The sequence below is a fragment of the Ruegeria atlantica genome (assembly GCF_013033965.1).
GTDB classification, from domain to species: domain Bacteria; phylum Pseudomonadota; class Alphaproteobacteria; order Rhodobacterales; family Rhodobacteraceae; genus Ruegeria; species Ruegeria atlantica_D.
The window spans coordinates 485,237-506,583 of the sequence record NZ_WQFE01000001.1 but is presented as its reverse complement, the minus strand read 5'-3'; the positions used below and the strand labels follow the sequence as shown (position 1 = coordinate 506,583).

Annotated in this window: 21 protein-coding genes and 1 tRNA gene; 17 read left to right on the top strand and 5 right to left on the bottom strand. The window is 56.8% G+C overall.

All coding sequences use genetic code 11. The features are described 5' to 3' along the window. Positions 1-125 precede the first annotated feature (125 nt). The 10 genes from GOW16_RS02535 (at position 126) to comE (ending at position 8,039) form a co-directional block, all read left to right on the top strand. A complete protein-coding gene (locus tag GOW16_RS02535; protein ID WP_170409891.1) occupies positions 126-311 on the top strand; it encodes a hypothetical protein in 186 nt (61 codons plus the stop codon). 24 nt (positions 312-335) lie between these two features. Continuing rightward, entirely contained in the window at positions 336-1,481 is a 1,146-nt protein-coding gene (locus tag GOW16_RS02530; protein ID WP_170409889.1) for a TRAP transporter substrate-binding protein, read from the top strand. 112 nt (positions 1,482-1,593) lie between these two features. Next, positions 1,594-2,106: a TRAP transporter small permease gene (locus tag GOW16_RS02525; protein ID WP_170409887.1), complete on the top strand. Its 513-nt coding sequence runs from the start codon at positions 1,594-1,596 to the stop codon at positions 2,104-2,106. 11 nt (positions 2,107-2,117) lie between these two features. Then, positions 2,118-3,446 (top strand): TRAP transporter large permease, encoded by a 1,329-nt coding sequence (locus GOW16_RS02520; RefSeq protein WP_170409886.1) that lies wholly within the window; start codon positions 2,118-2,120, stop codon positions 3,444-3,446. Positions 3,447-3,458: 12 nt separating this feature from the next. Further along, positions 3,459-4,766 carry a histidinol dehydrogenase gene (gene hisD, locus GOW16_RS02515; RefSeq protein ID WP_170409884.1) on the top strand — a complete coding sequence of 436 codons (1,308 nt, stop codon included), beginning with the start codon at positions 3,459-3,461 and terminating at the stop codon, positions 4,764-4,766. After that, positions 4,759-5,520 (top strand): SDR family NAD(P)-dependent oxidoreductase, encoded by a 762-nt coding sequence (locus tag GOW16_RS02510; RefSeq protein ID WP_170409881.1) that lies wholly within the window; start codon positions 4,759-4,761, stop codon positions 5,518-5,520. The genes hisD and GOW16_RS02510 overlap by 8 nt, the downstream gene beginning before the upstream one ends. Next, on the top strand, positions 5,517-6,497 hold the full coding sequence (locus GOW16_RS02505; protein ID WP_170409879.1) for a zinc-dependent alcohol dehydrogenase: 981 nt from the start codon (positions 5,517-5,519) through the stop codon (positions 6,495-6,497). The genes GOW16_RS02510 and GOW16_RS02505 overlap by 4 nt, the downstream gene beginning before the upstream one ends. A gap of 22 nt (positions 6,498-6,519) precedes the next feature. After that, complete coding sequence (locus GOW16_RS02500) at positions 6,520-6,930, top strand: universal stress protein (RefSeq protein WP_170409877.1); 411 nt, start codon at positions 6,520-6,522, stop codon at positions 6,928-6,930. Positions 6,931-6,978: 48 nt separating this feature from the next. Next, entirely contained in the window at positions 6,979-7,485 is a 507-nt protein-coding gene (gene comD, locus GOW16_RS02495) for a sulfopyruvate decarboxylase subunit alpha (RefSeq protein WP_170409876.1), read from the top strand. Further along, on the top strand, positions 7,482-8,039 hold the full coding sequence (gene comE, locus GOW16_RS02490; protein WP_170409874.1) for a sulfopyruvate decarboxylase subunit beta: 558 nt from the start codon (positions 7,482-7,484) through the stop codon (positions 8,037-8,039). Before comD ends, comE begins: the two co-directional genes overlap by 4 nt. Before the next feature lie 120 nt (positions 8,040-8,159). On the opposite strand, the gene GOW16_RS02485 is transcribed toward comE, so the two are convergent. Both GOW16_RS02485 and GOW16_RS02480 read right to left on the bottom strand, forming a co-directional pair. Continuing rightward, the gene (locus GOW16_RS02485) at positions 8,160-8,912 is read right to left on the bottom strand and encodes an outer membrane protein (RefSeq protein WP_170409872.1); all 753 of its coding nucleotides are present in this window, start codon (positions 8,910-8,912) and stop codon (positions 8,160-8,162) included. 113 nt (positions 8,913-9,025) lie between these two features. Next, positions 9,026-9,349, bottom strand: coding sequence for a hypothetical protein (locus GOW16_RS02480; RefSeq protein ID WP_170409871.1), 324 nt, complete (start codon positions 9,347-9,349; stop codon positions 9,026-9,028). A 346-nt stretch (positions 9,350-9,695) separates the two neighbouring features. On the opposite strand from GOW16_RS02480, the gene GOW16_RS23035 reads away from it, so the two are divergent. Beyond that, positions 9,696-10,397 carry an endonuclease III domain-containing protein gene (locus GOW16_RS23035; protein ID WP_170409868.1) on the top strand — a complete coding sequence of 234 codons (702 nt, stop codon included), beginning with the start codon at positions 9,696-9,698 and terminating at the stop codon, positions 10,395-10,397. Positions 10,398-10,709: 312 nt separating this feature from the next. On the opposite strand, the gene GOW16_RS02470 is transcribed toward GOW16_RS23035, so the two are convergent. Then, a tRNA-Gln gene (locus GOW16_RS02470) sits at positions 10,710-10,784 on the bottom strand. Between the two features lie 308 nt (positions 10,785-11,092). Between GOW16_RS02470 and GOW16_RS02465 the strand changes: the two genes are divergently transcribed. Beyond that, complete coding sequence (locus tag GOW16_RS02465; RefSeq protein ID WP_170409866.1) at positions 11,093-12,001, top strand: haloalkane dehalogenase; 909 nt, start codon at positions 11,093-11,095, stop codon at positions 11,999-12,001. Between the two features lie 10 nt (positions 12,002-12,011). Here the strand turns inward: GOW16_RS02465 and GOW16_RS02460 are convergent, their stop codons facing one another. Further along, positions 12,012-12,479, bottom strand: a complete 468-nt coding sequence (locus GOW16_RS02460; protein WP_254429680.1) for an SH3 domain-containing protein — start codon at positions 12,477-12,479, stop codon at positions 12,012-12,014. 192 nt (positions 12,480-12,671) lie between these two features. On the opposite strand from GOW16_RS02460, the gene GOW16_RS02455 reads away from it, so the two are divergent. The 5 genes from GOW16_RS02455 to GOW16_RS02435 all read left to right on the top strand — a co-directional run bounded on the left by GOW16_RS02455 (position 12,672) and on the right by GOW16_RS02435 (position 20,942). Beyond that, positions 12,672-13,658: a 2-hydroxyacid dehydrogenase gene (locus GOW16_RS02455; protein WP_170410540.1), complete on the top strand. Its 987-nt coding sequence runs from the start codon at positions 12,672-12,674 to the stop codon at positions 13,656-13,658. Between the two features lie 67 nt (positions 13,659-13,725). After that, positions 13,726-15,519, top strand: coding sequence for a gamma-glutamyltransferase (ggt, locus tag GOW16_RS02450; RefSeq protein ID WP_170409865.1), 1,794 nt, complete (start codon positions 13,726-13,728; stop codon positions 15,517-15,519). A 24-nt stretch (positions 15,520-15,543) separates the two neighbouring features. Then, on the top strand, positions 15,544-16,950 hold the full coding sequence (locus GOW16_RS02445; protein ID WP_170409863.1) for an FAD-binding oxidoreductase: 1,407 nt from the start codon (positions 15,544-15,546) through the stop codon (positions 16,948-16,950). A gap of 100 nt (positions 16,951-17,050) precedes the next feature. Continuing rightward, the gene (locus tag GOW16_RS02440) at positions 17,051-18,298 is read left to right on the top strand and encodes a hypothetical protein (RefSeq protein ID WP_170409861.1); all 1,248 of its coding nucleotides are present in this window, start codon (positions 17,051-17,053) and stop codon (positions 18,296-18,298) included. Positions 18,299-18,434: 136 nt separating this feature from the next. Then, complete coding sequence (locus GOW16_RS02435; protein ID WP_170409859.1) at positions 18,435-20,942, top strand: GcvT family protein; 2,508 nt, start codon at positions 18,435-18,437, stop codon at positions 20,940-20,942. 38 nt (positions 20,943-20,980) lie between these two features. On the opposite strand, the gene GOW16_RS02430 is transcribed toward GOW16_RS02435, so the two are convergent. Beyond that, positions 20,981-21,316, bottom strand: a complete 336-nt coding sequence (locus GOW16_RS02430; protein ID WP_170409858.1) for a carboxymuconolactone decarboxylase family protein — start codon at positions 21,314-21,316, stop codon at positions 20,981-20,983. Positions 21,317-21,347: the final 31 nt, after the last annotated feature.

The following is a 21,347-nucleotide window of genomic DNA, read 5'->3' as shown; positions in this document are numbered from 1 at the left end:
AATTTGCTTTTGCCTATAAGTCTAAACTCAACTTTCGTCAGAGGAAAGCAATTATGTAAGCGCTTGCATTTTGCATGTAAGCGCTTACAAATGACGCCGGACCGAATCTAAAGGGAGTCCAAGAGATGTTTCTGGCTGCGTCCACAATCGTGTTTGCCATCTACTTTGCGAACGTGGCGTTGGGAGCTTTTGCAAACAGCGCCTTTCTTGGTGATGTCGGAGAGATGTTGGTTCTGTTCGCGGCGTCGATCCTGTTCGTTGTCGCAATTCTGAAAAAGGAAGCCGCTCGCGACGCAGAAAGTGACGGCTGAATTTTTTGCTTGGGAGGGCACTAAATGAAAAACGACAGAAATGAACTGGCGTCCGTCGAACGTCGCAATTTCCTGAAGCTCAGTGCCAGTGGTTCATTCACTGCTGCGCTTGTTGCGGGTGCCGGAGGCGTCCTGTGGTCGTCTGAAGCTGTGGCGCAGACAGCTAAAGAAGAAAGCGAGCGTGAAAAAGCCGCCGATCATGTCATGACGGTCGCGACCGCTTACGTGCTGGGCGCGTCTCGTAGCTATCCGATCATGCAGCTTGATCTGAAAGAAAACATCCAGAACGCGACGAACGGGAAGGTTTATGTCAAGCTTGCGCCTGGTGGTCAGCTGGGTGCCGGTGGTGCTTTGGTGCAGAAGGTGCAGGGCGGGACGATTCAGGCGGCGCAGCATTCGCTGTCCAACTTCGCACCGTTCGCGTCGACCGTTGACCTTATCAACATGCCGTATCTGTGCGGTTCGAACCAACGGTTCACCAACCTTGTTCATTCGGACACATGGCAGAACGAAGTTCACCCGAAAGTCGAGGCAGCAGGGTTCAAAGCGCTGTTCTATGTGGTGATCGACCCGCGTGTCGTTGCCGTGCGTCAGGGCGGTAATGCCATCATCACCCCCGGGGACATGAGCGGCGTGAAGTTCCGTGTTCCCGGCTCGAAAATGCTACAGCAATATTACCGAATGGTCGGCGCGAACCCGACGCCGGTTGCATGGGGTGAGACTCCGTCAGCGATCAAGCAGGGCGTTGCGGATGCACTCGATCCGTCCGTGGGGGCGCTTTATGTGTTTGGCTTCAAAGACATCCTCAGCCACGTGACCTTTACACAGGCTGTGCCAGACAGTCAGGTCTATTCGTGCAACCTTGAATGGTTCAATTCGATGCCGCCGGACGTTCAGGAAGGCATCATGTGGGGCTCGGAGATGACCAGCCACCAGAACCTGTCCAAGGTTCCCTCGGCCCGGGCTTATGCCATGGCCGAGTTGAACAAGGCGGGCGTGGAGTTCCACTCGCTTAGTGCCGATCAACTGGCTGAATGGGAAAGCGTTGGCGGCTATCAAAACGCCGATTGGGATCCGTTCAAGACAGAGCTGGCCGGGTCGATGGACGCCTTCGAGAAACTGGTCGAGGCGGCCGGAACGCAAGGCAAGTATTACGTCCACGACGCCTGATCAAATCCGGCGGACGTCTTTTGGCTGTCCGCAATCACTCAACAGCAGTCAGGCCAGAAGGGGCCCGAAACAGAAGGCCTGCGCCTGACTGTTCTGTCGCCGAGGGAACACGATGACCATACTCCAAAACATTGATCGCAACGCCGAGCGCTGGCTGCTGCTGGTGTTCTACGTGATGCTGGTCATCACCATGGCCATCGAGGTTCTGCGGCGCGAGATTTTTGCCTACTCCTCGATCTGGGGAGAAGAAATTGTTCGGTATTCGTTCATCTATCTGGCTTGGATAGGTGCCGCGGCGGCGGTCAAGGAACGGGCGCATATCCGAATTGACGTGATCATGCATTACCTCGGACCGCGCCCCAAGGCGTTACTGTACATTTTTGGCGATCTGGTGATGTTCGTGGTCGCTGTGGTCGCGCTTTATTGGTCATACGAGGCGGTTCACGTCTCGGCCAAGTTCGGATCGGTGACTGATGGCCTCCGGGTGTCGAAAGTCTGGTTCCTGATGGCGGTACCCACCGGGTTTGCGCTGATGATCTGGCGCCTGATCCAATCGTTTATGCGTGATTTCAAATCCCTTCGCGATGGTACGCCCGTCTTCGAAGGCGACAAGCTGTTTGACTGAGGGGATCTGAGATGCTCTGGAACACTCTCAATCAAACCGTGGAGCTGGGCTGGGATTTCTACCTGCCTGTCATTCTGTTCGTTGTGCTGATCGCCATGGCCGTTCCGGTCTGGGCGGCGATTGGGTCTGCGGCCATCGTCATGTTGATCATGTCCGGCGACCTGCCGCTTAGCCTTGTGGGCGAAAGCCTGTTTACCGGGATCGACGCATTTGCACTTACCGCTGTACCGCTGTTCATCCTGACCGGGGACGTGTTGGTCCGTACCGGCTTGTCGCGCAAATTTCTGGACGTGGCCGAGGCGCTGACCTGTTTCGCCAAGGGCGGTTTTGGTTCTGCCACTGTTCTGGTTTGCGGCATGTTTGCCGCGATCTCGGGTTCGGATGCTGCGGGCGCGGCCGCGGTAGGGCGCATGACCATCAACCGTCTGGTCGAGAGCGGGTATCCGCGCCCCTACGCCTGCGCCTTGGTCGCGGCCGGGGCCTGTACCGGCATTCTGATCCCGCCCTCGATTGCCTATATCATCATCGGTCTTGTGCTGGGGATTTCTGCGTCGACCCTGTTTCTGGCGGCCCTGATCCCGGGCCTGGCCATTCTGGTGTCGATCCTGATCACTAACATCATCATGAACCGCCTTTATGCCTATGAGGGTGGCGGGATGATGACCATGGGCGAGTGGCTGGCCAATCTGGGCAAGGCGCTGAAGTCCGGGTGGTACGCCTTTATTGTACCGGGAATTATCTTCTACGGCATCTTCTCAGGCCGCCTGACCCCGACCGAGGCTGGGGCTACCGCAGTGGTCGTTACAATCATCATAGGCTTCATCATGCGAACGCTGACTTTGGCGGATTTCCCGTCGATGCTGGTCAGTTCGGCAAAGGTGAACGGAGTCATCCTGCCGATCATCGCCTTTTCCGCTCCTCTGGCCGAGGCGCTGGCGATCATGGGTGTACCGCAAGGGTTTGTCGCCTCGATTACCTCGTTGACCGACGACCCATATCTGCTGATCCTGCTGATGATCGGCATTCTGATTGCCGCCGGCTGCGTTATGGAAACGACACCGAATATCGTGATCCTTGCTCCGATCCTGAAACCGCTGGCCGACAATATCGGCATGAACGAGATTCAGTTCTGCATCATGATGATCACCGCTTTGGGCGTTGGCTTTATCACACCGCCGCTTGGTCTAAACCTGTTTGTCGTATCTGGCATTACAGGTGAGTCCATACTGAAGATTGCGGCCCGCGCTGTACCCTTCGTATTAACTATGCTGATCGTGGTTCTTCTGATTGCATACGTACCGGCGGTTTCGACCACTTTGCTTCCTGAAATCTACCAATAGGACTTGCTGAAAATGCCTCGCGACTACCTGAAAAAAGCGACCCTGACAGCTCAATCTCATGCCTCGGAAGTGCATGACACCGTGAAGACAATCCTTGCCGATATCGAGGCTGGCGGCGATGCCAAAGCGCTGGAATACGCGGTCAAATTCGACAAGTTTGACGGCAACGTGTTGATGACGGCGGATGAGATCGAGACCGCCTGCACGCTTGTTCCCGAAAGGCTCAAGGCGGATATTCGCTTTGCCCACGACAACGTGCGGCGGTTCGCCGAGACGCAGAAAGCCACGGTGTCTGACGTGCAGATGGAAATTGTCCCGGGCTTCGTCGCTGGCCAGAAGGCCATCCCGGTTGACGCGGCTGGCTGTTATGTACCTGGCGGGCGCTATAGCCATATCGCCAGTGCAATCATGACAGTGACCACGGCTAAGGTTGCCGGGTGTCGCCACATCACAGCCTGCTCGCCGCCGCGTCCGGGCGAAGGCGTTGCACCCGCAATTGTCTACGCGGCCCACATCTGCGGGGCAGACAGCATTCTGGCCATGGGTGGCGTTCAGGGTGTGGCTGCCATGACCTATGGTTTGTTCGGTCTACCGCGCGCAAATATCCTTGTCGGTCCGGGCAATCAGTTCGTGGCCGAGGCCAAGCGCATTCTCTATGGCAAGGTCGGTATTGACATGATCGCCGGGCCGACCGACAGCCTGATCCTTGCGGACGGTTCTGCCGATGCGCACGTGGTGGCCACCGATCTGGTGAGCCAGGCGGAACACGGCTATAACTCTCCGGTTTGGCTGGTGACCGATGACCGCGCGCTTGCGCAGAAAGTCATGGAACTGGTGCCGGTATTGATTGACTCTCTTCCAGAGTTGAATCGGGAAAACGCTGCGGCCGCATGGCGTGACTATGCTGAGGTCATCGTGTGTTCTGATCGCGAAGAAATGGCGGCATGCTCGGACGAATACGCGCCCGAACATTTGACCGTTCAGGCCGAGGATCTGGATTGGTGGCTGGGTCGGCTGACCTGCTATGGCTCGCTGTTTCTGGGTGAAGAAACCACCGTATCTTATGGTGACAAGGCAACCGGCACGAACCACGTTCTGCCGACATCGGGCGCAGCCAGCTATACCGGCGGCTTGAGCGTCCACAAATACATGAAAATCGTCACCTGGCAGCGGGCGACGCGGGAAGGGTCGAAATCTATTGCTGAGGCGACCGCCCGCATCTCCCGGCTGGAAGGCATGGAAGGGCATGCGCGGGCTGCAGACGTGCGCCTGGCCAAGTATTTCCCCGACGAACAGTTTGACCTGACCGCCGATGGATGATCCGCGCACGCTATTTGACCTGACGGGGCGGGTGGCGTGCGTGACCGGCGCAAGCTCGGGCCTCGGCCGTCGCGTGGCGCTGGTATTGGCCTCAGCGGGCGCGCGCGTGGTCGGCGTTGCGCGTCGACGTGAGGCGTTGGACGACCTGCAGGCCGAAGGGGGAGATGGCGTGGCGACGGTCGCCGCCAACGTGGCTGACCGGTCGCGTGTACTCACGCTTACCAAAGATGTCGCAGCCAGTTTTGGCCCGCCTGACATCATTGTGCACGCGGCGGGCATCAACACGCGCGAAATGGCCGATGGTGTGAGCACCGAAGGCTGGGACAAGACCCTTGAGCTGAACCTGAGCGCTCCGTTCTTCCTGAGTCAGGCCATGGTGCCTGCGATGAAGGAACGCGGATGGGGACGGATCGTGAATTTCGCCTCGCTCCAGACGACGCGCGCTTTTCCCGGCGGTATCGCATATGGTGCCAGCAAAGCCGGAATCGGACAATTGACACGGGCTATGGCCGAGGCTTGGTCTGTTCACGGCATTACCGCAAACGCTATCGGGCCGGGTTTTTTCCCGACCGAGCTGACGCAGGCCGTGTTCGATGACCCCGACCGGGCAAGCCGCAACGCGGCACAAACCTGTATGAACCGAAATGGGCGGATGGAGGATATCGACGGGCCAATCCTGTTCCTGTGTTCAAGGGCGTCCGACTATGTCACCGGGCAAGTTCTGATGGTTGACGGGGGATTTACAGCAAAATGAAAGCGCTTGTTTATCAGGGGGTTGAGCACCTTGTCTATGAGGATGTCCCAGATGCCGCACCCGATATCGGAGAGCAACTGATCCGGGTTGAAGCTGTTGGGATATGCGGCTCGGACATGCATGCTTATCTCGGCCACGATGCGCGCCGTCCGGCACCGCTTGTTCTTGGCCACGAAGCCGCAGGCACAATCGTTGGTGGATCTCGCGACGGGACGCGTGTGACGATAAACCCGCTGGTGACTTGTGGTGTCTGTCCGGCGTGTGAGGCAGGCCGGGAAAACCTGTGCCCCAGTCGGCAGATTATCTCGATGCCGCCGCGTGATGGGGCCTTTGCCCAATATGTCGCCATGCCAGATGCAAATCTGGTTGAGGTGCCGGACCACGTGACGATTCAGCAAGCGGCCCTGGCTGAGCCACTGGCGGTTAGCTGGCACGCAGTTCGTTTGGGGCTTGAGGCGCTGCATCAGGGAATGGCACGTGATGCGCTGGTGATTGGCGGTGGCGCAATTGGGGTGGCTGCAGCTTTGGCGCTGGCGGCTGCCGACTTCGATGATGTTGTCATTGTTGAGCCGAATGACGTGCGGCGCGCCTATTTGGAAAGTTTGGGCACTTTCAATGTTGTCGAAGCCACGGATGATACATTTTCACTGATCGTCGATGCAGTGGGGTATTCTGCAACCCGCGCGACTGCGTCTCATCACGTGCAGCCAGGCGGCGTGATCGTACATGTGGGTCTGGGCGAGGATGTTGGCGGATTGGACATACGTCGTATGACCTTGCAGGAAATCACGTTTATCGGCACCTATACATATACTGCCGAGGATTTTCGAAAAACCGCGCAGGCGATATTTGACGGCCGATTGGGTCCATTGGACTGGATTGAGGAACGGGCCTTGTCCGATGCAGCCGACGCCTTTCGAGATTTGCGAAAGAGTGCCGTTGCCGCGCCGAAAATCATCCTCGCGCCTTGGGTCTAGTTCAGCAGAAACGGAGGTATTCATGTACAAAAAAATTCTCGTACCGATGGCGCTGGATCATGGGATTTCGCCACACACCCTGGATATTGCCAAAGCCCTGTCCGCAGAAGCGGCCGAGATTGTGGCTCTGCACGTTTACGAGATGCCTCAGGGCTCTGTCAGTGCTTATCTCGACAAAGATGTCGTCGCTGAAGGCTTTCGCGCAGCCCGCACCCTGCTGCGGGAAAAGGTTTCTGGTCTTGAAGGCGTTCAAGCCGAGATTGTCAAAGGTCACACCGCCCGCACGGTGATCGATTTCGCGACACAGAATGAATTTGACTGCATCGTCATTGGTTCCCACAAACCGGGCGTCAGCGACTATTTTCTGGGATCGACTGCCTCGCGCGTCGTCCGTCATGCGCCTTGCGCCGTACATGTGCACCGCAGGCTTTAACCCGTCAATCGCGCCCAAAGCGCCTCAATTAGGACTAACATATCGGACATGAATATAGACAAGAAGATCACCGACGATCTGGCGGCAAACGATGTCTCGTTTGTCACTACGGTTCCGTGCAAGCAACTGGCGGGTGTCATTGAAGAAATCGACGCGCATGAAGACATCTTTCACATCCCGTCGAACAAAGAGGATGAGGGCATGGGCTTGTGCGCCGGTGCCTGGATGGGTGGTAAACGCCCCGCGATCATCATGCAGAACACAGCTATCGGCGTGGCTATCAATACGCTGGCCACGTTGATTCAGTATTATCGGATGCCATTGCCAATGCTGATTTCCTACCGGGGCGAATTGCGTGAACCCATCGCCTGTCAGGTTGAAATGGCGGTCCATACCAAAGCGCTGCTGGCGCAGCTCAACATCCCGACCTACCACTTCCATCACCAGGCGGATGTCGAGGAACTTGACGCGATCCTCAAATACACATTCATGTGCAACAAGCCTGTTGCCATTCTGACCGACGCCAATTTCTGGGGAGGCTATGGCGACCAATGATCCGTTCTGAAATCCTGAAAGAAATCGCACCAATCCTGCGGGATCAATTGGTTGTCTGCAACATCGGCATCCCCAGCCAGGAACTGCACGCCATCGATGACCAGCCTACTAATTTCTACATGCTGGGCACCATGGGCCTGGCGTCGTCAATTGGCCTGGGTCTGGCTTTGTCGCAGCCGAAGCCGGTCATCGTAATCGACGGTGACGGGTCGATCCTGACTAACCTGGGTACGCTGCCGACCATCGCCAACAATGTGGCTGATAACTACATCCTGCTGATCATCGATAATGGGTCTTACGGGTCAACCGGAGATCAACCGACCTATGCTGGGCAGAAAACCTCTTTGTCCAAAATGGCAGAGGCCGCCGGTTGTGATCGCGTTGTCGAGTGCCAGGCCGAGGAAACGGGTCGGGTATTGCAAGAGGCCTTGGATGCAAAGCAAATGACGATCATCGTCAGTAAATGCGATAGCGGCAATGCCAAGATGCCTCCGATCACCATGGATCCGGTCGTCATACGCGACCGTTTTATGAAGGCTGTTCAAGGGGCCTAACCAACCCCGCCTACGATACATCAACCAGCGCCGCCTGTTACAGGGCGGCGTTTTTCGTTTCTGAGTAAGGCTCGGTTTTGTGCAACTTCGACGACTTTTTTGATTTTCGTCAACTCAACCTCAGAACCGGTAGGTTGCGCCTATCAATGGGCCCGACTGTTCAAACGTGAAATCGTTGCCGTCAATCTCGTGATCAAAAGAGATGTAACGATACCCGCCTCGGATCACCCACCTGTCGTTGATTTCATAGTCTGCGGTCACCAAGACTTGCCAGGTTTCGCTATCGCTGCTGAAGCCACCATAGTCAAAGAAGCCGGTACCGGACCATCTGTCGTTGAAGGTGACGCGGGCTCTGACTCCGATGATGGGGTCTGTCCAGCTTTCATCGACATTGACGGACCGGCCCGGGGCCGTTCCCGGAAGGACGGTGAAATCCGTCTGTGTGCGAAACCATCGGAAACCGCCCAGCAAGTCCACCTGCGATGTATCGGTGGTATAGACCCGGTAGCCGACATAGCCGCTGAAAAATTGAGTTGTCAGAGAGGTTTCCAGACCGGAACTTACCGAGCCGAGTGTGTCGCTACTGAAAGAAACGTCCACATAATTGTAGTCGGCCAACAATGACCAGCGCTCGTTGGAGGCTCCAAAGACCCCCATGAAAGCCAGATCGAGGTTTTTTAGGGCGTCAGAGAAACTGAGCGTTCCATCAAGAGCGCCCCGAGCTGTTTCCTGCGTGACCTGCGTTTCAGGCATGAACAGGTAAATTGTCGCTTCATAGGACCAGTCGGACTGCTGGGCCACAGTGGCCGTTGTCATTGGTATCCAGGACATCACGACCATTGCGATGGTTGTTGTTACCCTCTTCAAGACCATTATTGATCCTCCGCTTGTTCCAGTTCTGCAATCCGATCTGATTGCTTATTCATTCAGCGGCCTTTGCGAAATGTCGCCAAGAAATCTAAGAAACCCGGTGCCCAGAGAAACGATCAGGCCCAGTGCGAAAATGATGTTTCCTGCCATACAGATACCCATTTAAATTCTGTCCAAATCTCACGCGGCTTCGATGACCCGAGCGGCCACGGCGTATCACTGTGACGACTGATTTTTTGCTCCGGGATACCCATGTCGCCGATCGAAATGTTGTCGATTTTTGGTGTCTTGCCGTTGTTCGAGTCTCGGAGGGCTGCAAACGCGTCATCCAGGACCCATTGTGGGCCATGCTGTGTCTGGAGGATGAAGAACTCTGCATCGTGTTGAATTGGACTTTCCTGCGTGCCCGCCGGTAAGGCGGCAAAGCTTGTCGCCACCAAAAAACACACCGGAGTTTCATTCTAGCCTCTCCTTCAGAATGTCGATCCTGTGGCGCAGATCGACTATCATATTGAAACATTATTATATTTGACGTTGAATTGCTACGTTCGGAAGCCGGGCGAAAGCTGCCTCTAGAAGTCAAGGGATAGCCCGTACACGTTTGCGGGGGACTTGAACCATTGGACCTCGGAGAGAAGACACTGCCAATACGTCGAAACCGAAGCTTCGACCGCATTCGGCAGCGGTTCCGAAATTGCGAGTAGAACTGCCAAGGAAATGTTCTTTTCTATTGTATGAGAGTTTAAATGTTCGCTATTTGTTCTAAATTCGTCTATACTGCGCGCTATGCAGTTGCTTTTGATGCCGGACGAGCGCACGAACCGATTAATCACAATTCACAGGCGGCTTTTTTGCTGTTTTGGTCAACCTAGGCTGTATTTCCTGCTGGATCCGGTGTCGCAATTGGTCATGGGGCTCATAGGTGGGAAGACCCGCGGAGAGGTTTCGGCCGCCGCATTTCTCCGCCTTCGGCAGCGATTTGTTGATTGGGAACGCCTTCGGGATGCGCCTGCCACTGAAATTCGGTATTTAATCTCTGACGTCACATTTTGCGACGTTAAGGCGCGGAGGCTTAAAGAGGCGCTTCAGGCAATCACGGCATGTCAAAGCGCGCTCACGCTCGATTTTCTTGGGGCGTTTTCGGTGAGTTCCGCACTCTATTGGTTGGAGCAGCTGCCGGGAGTTGGTCGAAAAACAGCTGCAACGGTCCTAAACTTTAGCACGCTCAGAAAACCTGCCCTTGTTCTTGACACCCACCATTTGCGTGTCCTCAAGCGCCTCGGTCTGATCGGGCAGTGTGATAGTACCGTGGAGGCTTATGACCGACTGGTTCCACTGTTACCCCACGATTGGAACGCAGGAGATTTCGACGATCATCATCAGCTTGTTAAAATGCTTGGCCAAAGATTGTGTCGTCCAATCCGGCCAGTATGCTCTCTATGTCCTATACGCGATCTTTGCAGGAATGTTCCGGTCAGGTCGGGTTAGTCCGCAATCGGAGACGCAACGGGTTGTGTGGCGGTTCAACGTCTGTAAGCGCCATTATGTTAAATCGTGAAGTTACCGCCTAGATTTCCTCCCGTTCGCTGATCACTCGTGATGTAATGGCCGCTGATGTGTGCCCAGAAACCTGAGGTAGCATTCGGCAGATAACCAGCCGAAGCGGCCATTCCACGGCCACCACTTTGGGAGAAAGCAGCCGTTCTGTGCTGATCAAAGTTGGTATAGCCGGATGATAGCCTGCCGAAAACACGCGGCAATAGGCTCCAAATATTCAGCGCGTGATATTAGGGAAAATCGTGGCTGGGGTGGTAGGATTCGAACCTACGATACACGGTACCAAAAACCGCTGCCTTACCACTTGGCTACACCCCAACGGTGAGGCGCTGTCTACGATTGTTGATCGGTGGGTTCAAGACCTTTCCGACAAAAAAATGAGTGCGGTTTGAAAAAAATCGGAAGGACAGATTTTCAGGCCTGAGCGCGGTTTGCTTTCATGGAAAATGTGTACAACCCTACTGTGATCTGATCGACGTAGATGACCTCTGGGTTTGCGATGAGGTGGTGTACGAGCGGGGCCTGAAGCTTTGACGCGTGTGCCAAAAGCTCATTGTTTCGCAGTTCGTTAGGTGTTTGAAGTGCGCGCAGTGCGATTCTGGGCAGAAACTCTGGAAGGAAAAAGCATGAAGTTTTTACGCACACCGGATACCCGGTTCGAGGGACTTTCCGACTACCGGTTTGCACCAAACTACACGCAGGTGGATGACACCGAAGGCAGCCAGTTGCGGGTACATTATGTGGATGAGGGGTCGGCTGAGGCCGATCCCGTATTGATGATGCACGGCGAACCCAGCTGGTCCTACCTTTACCGTCACATGATTGCAGGATTCGTCGCGCAGGGACATCGCGCGATAGCTCCAGACCTGATTGGATTCGGACGATCCGACAAACCGACTGAGCGAAATGACTTTACCTATGAGCGGCACGTAAGCTGGATGGGTGAGTGGCTGCGCAAGGTGGATCTGCGCAACATCACTCTGGTCTGTCAGGACTGGGGCGGGCTGATCGGATTACGGTTATGGGCCGAGATGCCCGAAAGGTTTGCGCGCATCGTTGTCGCCAACACAGCGCTACCGACCGGTGATCAGCCAATGGGTGATGCGTTCGAAAACTGGCGCAAGTTTAGTCAGGAGGTGCCTATTTTTCCGGCCGGGGGTATCTTGAAAGGCGGAACTGTTTCGCACTTGTCCGAAGACGTGATAGCGGCCTATGACGCGCCGTTTCCGGATGAAAGCTATAAGGCCGGCGCGCGACAGTTTCCGATGCTGGTCCCGTCGTCGCCACAAGATCCATCCGCAGAACCGAACCGGAATGCGTGGGAGGTGATCCGGGGGCTGAAAACGCCAGTCCTCACAGTTTTCGGGGCTGATGACAAAGTCATGGCGGGGATTGACTTAGTATTCCAGAAACTGTGCCCGGGCGCTGCAGGGCAACCTCATGTCATCTTGCCGAATGCGGGGCATTTTCTGCAGGAGGATGTTGGTCAGGAACTGGTCAATCTGACCTGCGATTTCATCGCGCGCACGTCCTGAAACGCAAAGATTACTCTCGTATTTCAGCAGGATCGACGCCCCAAAGATTCGTCTTCTGAGTCCAGCCGCGATACCCGCCGGCAGAAATCTGGCACCAGTCCAGAGAACAGGTGCCAAGGCGCGCAACAACGCCCGATTCAAATTGTGCGCTGACAGGGGCATTCGGGTCGGGGCTGGTGTAGACGGGCAGCAATTCGGCGTCGACCAGCACCGTTCGAACACCCGACAACAGGGCATAGTGGACCCATCCTCCGGCTCCATCGCGGTCTTGAACCCTGCGCCAGTTTCCGTATTCCGCCGTGATCTGCAAGGGCATTCCGCGCCGTTTGAATACCCAGTCGATTCGATGGGTCAGGGATGGGCCACGGCGCACATTGCCCTCGGCGGCTTTCATTGAGACAAACCGTGGAAGGGGCAGATTGGTGACGGGGCCACGCTTGTCCTGCGCGTTGGCGGCCAAGGCGCCGAACACGGTCAGGAAAACAGCGAATGCCGCCGAAACAAGGCGTTTTACGGGTAGAAAACCACTCACTTACTGTCTGCTCTTGTGCCTGTTTATCTTGCTTCGAAAAAAGGTCGACTGAATGCCTATGGGGTTCTTGTGCCCCGCCTTATCCTGCGCCACGATGACATGGCGCGCGAAAGTTTGCAAAGCAGTGGGAGTGCAGAGGTGCCAAGAGAACGTCTGAGTGTTGTCGTTACGCGACGGTTGCCCGAGGCGGTTGAAACCCGGTTAAGCGAATTGTTCGATGTACAATTGCGCGACGATGACAGCCCGATGACCCGCGAAGAACTGGTTGAAGCCGTGAAAACAGCCGATGTTCTGGTGCCGACCGTGACCGACACGGTCGACGGTGGTCTGCTGGGACAGGCGGGTGAAAACCTGCGCCTGATTGCGAACTACGGTGCAGGTGTTGACAATATCGATGTCGCGACCGCGCGTCAGCGAGGGATTCTGGTGTCCAATACCCCAGGCGTTCTGACTGACGACACGGCGGATATGACCATGGCGTTGATTCTTGCGGTGACTCGCCGAATTCCCGAAGGTCTGTCCGTCATGCAGAAAGGCGATTGGGCCGGCTGGGCGCCAAACGCTTTGTTGGGCGGGCGCATTGGCGGCCGGCGTTTAGGCATTTTGGGGATGGGACGCATTGGCCAGGCAGTGGCGCGCCGCGCCAGCGCATTTGGGATGCAGGTGCATTACCATAACCGTCGCAGGCTTCGTCCCGAGACCGAGCAAGAGCTGGAAGCGACCTACTGGGAAAGTCTCGATCAGATGGTGGCGCGGATGGATGTGATCTCGATCCATTGTCCGTCGACACCATCGACCTTCCATCTGATGAACGCGCGGCGTTTGAAATTGTTGAAGCAGACGGCCGTGATCGTAAACACCTCAAGGGGTGAGGTGATCGACGAAAACGCTCTGACGCGTCAGATACGCTCGGGTGAAATCGCCGGCGCAGGTCTGGATGTTTATGAACATGGGACGGATGTGAACCCCAGGTTGCGGCAGTTACCGAACGTTGTGCTGCTGCCTCATATGGGGTCGGCCACACTGGAAGGCCGGATCGAAATGGGCGAGAAAGTTATTATCAATATCAAGACCTTCGAAGACGGTCACCGGCCACCGGATCAGGTGGTTCCCGCAATGCTTTGATCAGGCGTTTCCCGCGATTTGATGCGGGTGAGGCCATATTACACGCGCATATTTTCAGGAGGATACGATGAAACGAAGTCTGATTTCAGGAGTGATAGTGTCGGCGATGGTGCTGGCAGGGCCATCCTTTGCTCAGGAAACCGCGGATGCAGTGGCGCCCGAGGGTGCTTCCGAAGGGCAGGTGCAAGGCCTGACCGAAGAAGTGGTGGCCGCGCTTGAGGCAAAGATGGCAGGGCAGCCGGTCACGTCTGAAAACTGGATGGTTGCTGCCGCAAATCCATTGGCGGTTGAAGCAGGCGCAAAGGTTCTGCGTGCGGGCGGCTCGGCGGCCGATGCAATGGTCGCGGTTCAGGTTGTGCTTGGGTTGGTTGAGCCTCAGTCATCCGGCCTTGGCGGCGGTGCGTTTCTGGTCTGGTATGACGCCGCGACAGGCAAGCTGACCACGCTGGACGGGCGCGAGACCGCGCCGCTTGAGGCGAACCACAGGCTGTTTCATGACGAAAACGGCGAGCCGCTGAAATTCTTTGATGCGGTTGTCGGCGGTTTGTCGGTGGGTACCCCTGGTACGCCCGCCTTATTGGAAGAGGCGCACCGGCGCTGGGGCCGCAGTCCATGGCCAAGCTTGTTTACCGATGGCATCACTTTGGCAGACGATGGTTTTCTGGTGTCCCCGCGCCTTGCCAGCCTTGTTGAAAAGGATGCCGAACGCCTGTCACGCTTTCCTGCAACTGCAGAGTACTTTCTGCCGGACGGTAAGCCACTTGAGCAGGGGCAGCGCCTGACCAACCCGGCCTATGCCGAAACTCTGCGTGTTTTGGCCGACGAAGGCTCGGCCGGCTTTTATGGCGGTGAAATCGCCGCCGGCATCGTAAGCACTGTACGCGGCGCTCCGGGCAATCCGGGCGTTCTGTCGGGTGTCGATCTGGCGCTATATCAGGTGATCGAGCGTGAACCGGTTTGCGCAACCTATCGCGACTACGAAGTTTGTGGCATGGGGCCGCCGTCCTCGGGGGCTTTGACCGTTGGTCAGATACTGGGCATGCTGGATGGATATGATCTTGCCGCACTGGGGCCTGAAGATACAAATGCGTGGCGCCTGATCGGCGATGCCTCGCGTTTGGCCTTTGCCGATCGCGGTCGCTATATGGCTGATCACGATTTTGTCCCGATGCCGACGCAGGGTCTGGTCGACCCAGCCTATCTGTCTGACCGCGGTGCTCTATTGGGAGGGGAAGCCGCGCTGACAGAGATTGCGCCGGGCAATCCAGAGTTCGACCACGCGTCGAATTGGGCCGATGATGTTTCGATCGAGTTGCCGTCGACCTCGCATATCTCGATCGTTGATCAGTACGGTAATGTTCTGTCGATGACGACCACCATCGAGAACGGGTTCGGCTCGCGCCTGATGACGAACGGGTTTTTGCTGAATAACGAACTGACGGATTTCTCGTTCAAAACGCACAGTGATGGTGTGCCAATTGCCAACCGGCTGGAGCCGGGCAAACGGCCTCGTTCGTCGATGAGCCCGACAATTGTGATGCAGGACGGCGCGCCCGTTCTGGCGATCGGATCGCCGGGTGGCAGCCGTATCATCGGTTACGTTGCCAAGTCGATCATCGCGTGGGCGGATTGGGACATGGACGTGCAGCAGGCCCTGTCACTGCCGCATCTCGTCAACCGTTTTGGCACATATGATGTAGAAGCCGGCACCGCAGCCGAAGGGTTCTCGGATCCGCTGATTGAGCTGGGTTTTGAAGTGAACCCTCGCGACCTGACCTCGGGCCTGCACGCGATTGAGATTGGGGAAGTGCTGGTCGGCGGTGCCGATCCGCGCCGTGAAGGAATTGCGTTGGGCGAATAGCCCAGCGGACCATAGGAGACTGACATGGTGCAGGCAGTTGCTTTGCCGCGAAACGAAGTGGGGATCGAGGCAACTGTCGGCATCCTGAAGCAAAAATTTGGTGACCGGTTGCAGACGGGGCAGGCCATTCGTGAACAACATGGCCACACGACCACTTGGATCGAAAACCAATCTCCTGACGCTGTGGTCTTTCCGCGTTCAACGCAAGAGGTTTCCGAGATTGTAAAAACCTGCGCCACATACAAGGTGCCGGTAATTGCATTCGGTACCGGAACGTCGTTGGAGGGCCATGTGAACGCACCCGCCGGTGGTGTTTCGGTGGACCTGACCCAGATGGATAAAGTCTTGGCCGTAAACCAGGGTGATCTGGATTGCGTTGTGCAGCCGGGTGTGACGCGCGAAGACTTGAATACCCACCTGCGAGATAAGGGACTGTTTTTTCCCATTGATCCCGGCGCAAATGCCTCATTGGGCGGAATGGCCGCGACGCGGGCGTCCGGGACCAATGCCGTGCGCTATGGCACGATGAAGGACAATGTTCTCAGCCTTGAGGCTGTCATGCCGGATGGGCAGATCATCCGGACCGGGCACCGGGCCAAGAAATCCTCGGCCGGCTATGATCTGACCCGGCTGCTGATCGGGGCCGAAGGGACTTTGGGCATTATTACCGAACTCACCTTGCGCCTGCAGGGCATCCCCGAGGCGATCACCTCGGCCCGTTGTTCCTTCCCGTCGGTGGATGCGGCCTGTCAGGCGGTCATGATGACGATCCAGTATGGCGTTCCGGTGGCGCGCATCGAGCTGTTGGATGAGTTGTCGGTCAAGGCCGCCAATGCCTATTCAGGCCTGAGCCTGCCGGACACGCCGCTGCTGCTGCTCGAGTTTCACGGATCTGAAAGTGGTGCGGCCGAGCAGGCCGAGACCTTTGGCCAGATCGCGGAAGAGTTCGGCGGCACGGATTTCGCGGCGACCTCGACGACTGAGGAACGTAACAAACTCTGGCAAGCACGGCATGATATGTATTGGGCCTCCCTGCAGTTGCGTCCCGGCGCGCGAGGAATCTCCACTGACGTCTGCGTCCCGATCTCGCGTCTGGCAGAATGCGTCACGACAACTCAGGACAAGGCGCGTGAGTTGGGGCTTATGGCCCCGGTTGTCGGACATGTTGGTGATGGCAATTTTCACAGTTTGCTGCTGATCGATATGGAAAACGAAGACGAGGTCCAAAAAGCGGACGAATTCGTCGGGTGGCTCAATGATCTGGCTATTTCGATGGGGGGCACATGCACCGGCGAACATGGTATCGGACAGGGCAAACAACCCTATCTGGCTAAAGAGCTTGGACCAGCCGTCACGTATATGACCGCCATCAAAAAGGCGTTGGATCCGGATAACATCATGAACCCCGGAAAGATCCTGTCGGACACGTAGGACCTGCGCAACCTTGGGAATTTCGTTTCAAAGCCACAAGGGTGCCCAATTCTGCCCTTATCAATTGCGAATATGAGCAGCTATTGATTTGAGGTCATTAATGGACGCGATAAGGTTCATTGGGTTTGCACTAATTGTGTGCCTGGTTGTGGCGGGCCTTGACTACTATCAGCAGGATAAAAAGTCAGACGGCACGCTTTCGTTCAGCGGATATGTTGAGACCATCTCGACGCGGTTTGACCAGAGCCAAAAAGAGCGTGAGGTAAAGCAAGCGGCGAGAGAGCGTCAAAAGCATTGGGACGCTGGCGCGAAACCTTACCTGCCGAAACCACCGGAGGGTTGGGCGCAATATGCTCTGACTGATGCCGAGACCAAGGCGGTCTCCAGGGTTCTTGCAGAGTTCGGGCCAACACCTCTTGTCAGTGCGATCAGCGACCCGACCGAATTGCAAAAGCTCAACGCAGTCGGCAGGGAGGGCGCACTTCGAAAGCTGGACGAAACAGGCGCGGTTTATGAAAAAGAGGATGAGCTGGTCTGGCTGGATATCACGCTCAAGCCGCAAGCGGCGCGAAACACAATGGCTGGTCTGGCGTTGAGCGCGCAGAGTGCGTTTTTGGATGGGATGAAGGCGGAACAAGGATATGCCGTGATCGACGGTGTCGCCTTCATTGAAACAACGGGCAATCTGCTGGATGATACCCAAAAAACCGACCACCGCGCGTTCACTGGCCGTATCGGCTTTGACCAAGAGGTGGTCATCCGTCTTCACGCCGATGCCAGTGATGCGACGATCCGAGAGTTTCTTGGCCTGGTCGACTATGCAAGCTTGAACGCGATGCTACCGCATCCGGCCCTTGTCGTTGGTCAGGGGATCGAGGTCCCCCTGAGCCGACAGCCCGAGATCGCGAATGAAATGCACGATCTGTATGAAACGATGCAAGTGGCGCAGCTTAAGATGGGACAGGAAAAGCTGAAAAATCTTGATGCGGCCGCAGTGGTGGCGAACACGTTAAGCAGTTCGGGCTTCAACTCTGACGGCGTCATGGACATCACCACCGGCGAGGTTTTCGAAAATCAGGAACTGTCGCAATTGTCTTACATACGCACGCAGAACCTGCTGCTTGAATCCGCGCTAAGCGAGGAGGAAACCGAAGTGGCCGGCATAGGTGGTATCGGAGGGTTCATAAAAGAGCTGATGGGCAAAGTGTCCCAGGTCAATTCCAGTGTGGGTGAACCCCAGCCTCAGGCTGCCCCGTCGGGTGAGATCAAGGTCAGGAAGGGCGGTTTGGAAAAGTCCTCCTGTGCGATCTTGGGCAGCAGCAAACGGTGCTCTGTCGGGGGCAACTGAAACGTTTCACACCAAAATTGACGATCTGCGCCACGCGCGGGTCGTTTTTTTTATATCACTGGTCGGATGAATGTCGCGCCGGGCGCCTCAAATGCGCCATATGGTGTCAACTGAATTCAAGGGGAGACGCCCGGTAATGAAAACCCAAGTCAAAGCACTGGTCGTTGGCGGTGGTGCCGTCGGCACATCGATTGCATATCACCTGGCCAAAGCGGGTTGGGATGATGTGATGCTGATCGAGCGGGACGAGCTGACATCGGGCTCGACCTGGCACGCGGCTGGCCTGCTGCCGCTGTTCAACATGTCCTACGCGACGACGCACATCCACAAGTACTCGGTCGATTTCTACAAGCAGCTTGAGGAAGAAACCGGTCTGAATGCGGGCTTCGCTGTGGTCGGCAACCTGCGTATGGCACAGACGCAGGAGCGTATGGATGAGTACATGCTCTACGCGTCCACCGCCGAGACCTGTGACGTTGCCTATGAGTGGCTAACCCCCGAGCAGATCAAGGAACGCTGGCCGCTGATCGAAACTTCGGATCTGAAGGGCGCGATCTATCACACCGAAGATGGCTATATTAACCCCGCCGACGTAACGCAGGCGATGGCCAAGGGTGCCCGTCAGCGCGGTGTAGACATCGTGCGCAAGATGCAGGCCGATGCGTTCCACTGGAACGGCACCCACTGGGAAGTCACCTGCACCAAGATGGTCGAGAAGGGTGGCAACCTCATTCCTTCAGATGAGCAGGTTGTGATCACCGCCGAACATGTCGTGACTGCATCGGGCAACCATGCGCAGCGCACGGCCAAGATGCTGGGTATCAAGATGCCCGCGATCCCAGTCGAGCATACCTTCATCGTCATGGACAAAGACCCTGAGCTGGTCAAATGGCGCGAAGCGGGCAACCCTGAACACCCTGTTGTCCGTGATGCCGACAACGAATCTTACGCCCGCGAGGAACGCGGCGGCTGGATTCTGGGCATCTATGAACACGGCGCGCCCGCGCAGTTCGAACATGGCGTGCCTGACAGCTTCCGCGCGGACCTGTTCCCGTTGGATCTGGATCGGATTGCAGATCAGTACATGGCGATGGCCGAACGTGTGCCTTCCTGCGCCGAATCTGGTCTGAAGGACGACTTCAATGGCCCGATCTGCTACACGCCCGATGGCAACCCGCTGGTTGGTCCGGCCCCGGGGCTGCGCAACATGTGGTTGGCCGAGGGCTTCTCGTTCGGCATCACCGCTGCCGGCGGCACCGGTTACTATCTGGCGCAGATGATGGTCGATGGCGAAGCCGAGATCGACATGGCCTCGTTGGACCCCAAGCGCTACAGCAGCAACTGGATGACCACCGAGTTCGCCGCGCGCAAGAACGAAGAATGCTATGAGCACGTCTACATTCTGCACCACCCCGACGAAGAGCGTGAAGCGTGCCGTCCGCTGCGTACCGTTCCGGCGTACGACCGTCAGAAAGCGCGCGGTGCTCAGTTCGGTTGGGTCAACGGTTGGGAGCGCCCGAACTACTTCGGTCCGCTGGATGCACCCGAGAACTTTGACCATGACGCCCGCTCGTTCCGCCGCGGTGGCTGGTGGCAATATGCAGTCGAAGAAGCCAAGGCGATCCGCGAAGGCGTTGGGCTAATCGACGCGTCGGCCTTTACCAAGCATGTCGTCAAAGGCCCCGGTGCAACCCAGTTCCTGGATTGGTTCACCTGCAACAAGCTGCCCAAGGTCGGACGCATCAACCTGACCTACGCACTGACGTCGCACGGCACCACTCGCACCGAATACACCATCGTCCGCAATGGTGAGAACAACTACTACATCGTCTCTGCCGGTGCCTGGACCGAGTATGACGCCGACTACCTGCGCAAGGCGGCCGAGGACAAGATGGAGGAGTTCGGTTACATCGAGATCCAGGACGTGACCACTCAGTGGGGCGTCTTCGCCATTGCCGGACCCAAGTCGCGTGATGTCCTGAAAGAAGTCATCAAGGACGCCGATCCGGAAACCGCGCTGTCCAACAAGCGTTTCCCGTGGCTGTCGGCCCGTCAAATCGAGTTGGGTATGTGCCCTGTCAACGCAATCCGTGTGGCTTACACTGGTGAATTGGGTTGGGAATTGCACCACCCTATCGAGATGCAGAACTATTTGTTCGACCTGCTGGAAAAAGCCGGTGAGAAGCATGGTATGAAGCTGGTCGGCGCGCGCGCCCAGAACTGGCTGCGTCAGGAGAAATCCTATCGCGCCTTCGGCACCGAACTGGGCCGCGACGCGACCCCGCTGGAAGCCGATCTGCCGCGCTTTGTTGACCTGTCGAAGGATTTCTACGGCAAGGCCAAGCTGGAAGAGACCGGTGTGCGCGTGAAGTGCTGCACCCTGCTGATCGACGGGCCGGACGATGCCGATCCGTGGGGCCGCGAGGCGCTGTACACACCAGAAGGTGAGCGTGTGGGCCGTTTGACCTCGGGCGGTTACTCGGTGGCGTTCGAGAAATCCATCGGCATGGGCTATGTGAAGCCCGAGCTGGCGGTCGAAGGCACCAAACTGAAGGTCAAAATTCAGGATCAGCTGTGGGATGCGGTCGTGACCTGCGACAGCCCCTACGATCCGAAGAACGAAACCATCCGCAAGGACGGTTGATCAAACAAAGGCCCCGGAAAACTCCGGGGCCTTTTTTGCTAAACGGATAGCTCGTCAAAACATTCCAGCGCCTTGGCAGCATACATCATAGACGGTCCTCCGCCCATTTGAATGGCCATGGCTAGAACGTCCGACACTTCCTCGCGGCTTGCCCCTACTTTGACCAAGGCTTCGGTGTGCAGGGTAATGCAGGGCTCGCATCGGCCTGCGATGGACATCCCCAAAGCGATGAATTCTTTTGTCTTGTAATCCAGCGTGCCGCCTTCCTTGGCGGATTTGCCTAGTGCGCCAAATGCGCGAGCGGTTTCCGGGATCGCCGAATTGAGATTACGCAGGTTTTTGCGCGTGTCCGAGAGTTTTTCTTGCCATTTCATCAGTGTGGATCCTTTACACATATCGAGTGCT

What these genes read in the sequence shown, in the direction of transcription:
- GOW16_RS02435 (WP_170409859.1), top strand. Translation starts at nt 18,435, where the DNA reads ATGAAAACCCAAGTCAAAGCACTGGTCGTTGGCGGTGGTGCCGTCGGC.
- ggt (WP_170409865.1), top strand. Translation starts at nt 13,726, where the DNA reads ATGAAACGAAGTCTGATTTCAGGAGTGATAGTGTCGGCGATGGTGCTG.
- GOW16_RS02440 (WP_170409861.1), top strand. Translation starts at nt 17,051, where the DNA reads ATGGACGCGATAAGGTTCATTGGGTTTGCACTAATTGTGTGCCTGGTT.
- GOW16_RS02510 (WP_170409881.1), top strand. Translation starts at nt 4,759, where the DNA reads ATGGATGATCCGCGCACGCTATTTGACCTGACGGGGCGGGTGGCGTGC.
- hisD (WP_170409884.1), top strand. Translation starts at nt 3,459, where the DNA reads ATGCCTCGCGACTACCTGAAAAAAGCGACCCTGACAGCTCAATCTCAT.
- GOW16_RS02485 (WP_170409872.1), bottom strand. Translation starts at nt 8,912, where the DNA reads ATGGTCTTGAAGAGGGTAACAACAACCATCGCAATGGTCGTGATGTCC.
- GOW16_RS02535 (WP_170409891.1), top strand. Translation starts at nt 126, where the DNA reads ATGTTTCTGGCTGCGTCCACAATCGTGTTTGCCATCTACTTTGCGAAC.
- GOW16_RS02445 (WP_170409863.1), top strand. Translation starts at nt 15,544, where the DNA reads ATGGTGCAGGCAGTTGCTTTGCCGCGAAACGAAGTGGGGATCGAGGCA.
- GOW16_RS23035 (WP_170409868.1), top strand. Translation starts at nt 9,696, where the DNA reads ATGCAGTTGCTTTTGATGCCGGACGAGCGCACGAACCGATTAATCACA.
- comE (WP_170409874.1), top strand. Translation starts at nt 7,482, where the DNA reads ATGATCCGTTCTGAAATCCTGAAAGAAATCGCACCAATCCTGCGGGAT.
- GOW16_RS02505 (WP_170409879.1), top strand. Translation starts at nt 5,517, where the DNA reads ATGAAAGCGCTTGTTTATCAGGGGGTTGAGCACCTTGTCTATGAGGAT.
- GOW16_RS02430 (WP_170409858.1), bottom strand. Translation starts at nt 21,316, where the DNA reads ATGAAATGGCAAGAAAAACTCTCGGACACGCGCAAAAACCTGCGTAAT.
- GOW16_RS02500 (WP_170409877.1), top strand. Translation starts at nt 6,520, where the DNA reads ATGTACAAAAAAATTCTCGTACCGATGGCGCTGGATCATGGGATTTCG.
- comD (WP_170409876.1), top strand. Translation starts at nt 6,979, where the DNA reads ATGAATATAGACAAGAAGATCACCGACGATCTGGCGGCAAACGATGTC.
- GOW16_RS02525 (WP_170409887.1), top strand. Translation starts at nt 1,594, where the DNA reads ATGACCATACTCCAAAACATTGATCGCAACGCCGAGCGCTGGCTGCTG.
- GOW16_RS02520 (WP_170409886.1), top strand. Translation starts at nt 2,118, where the DNA reads ATGCTCTGGAACACTCTCAATCAAACCGTGGAGCTGGGCTGGGATTTC.
- GOW16_RS02530 (WP_170409889.1), top strand. Translation starts at nt 336, where the DNA reads ATGAAAAACGACAGAAATGAACTGGCGTCCGTCGAACGTCGCAATTTC.
- GOW16_RS02465 (WP_170409866.1), top strand. Translation starts at nt 11,093, where the DNA reads ATGAAGTTTTTACGCACACCGGATACCCGGTTCGAGGGACTTTCCGAC.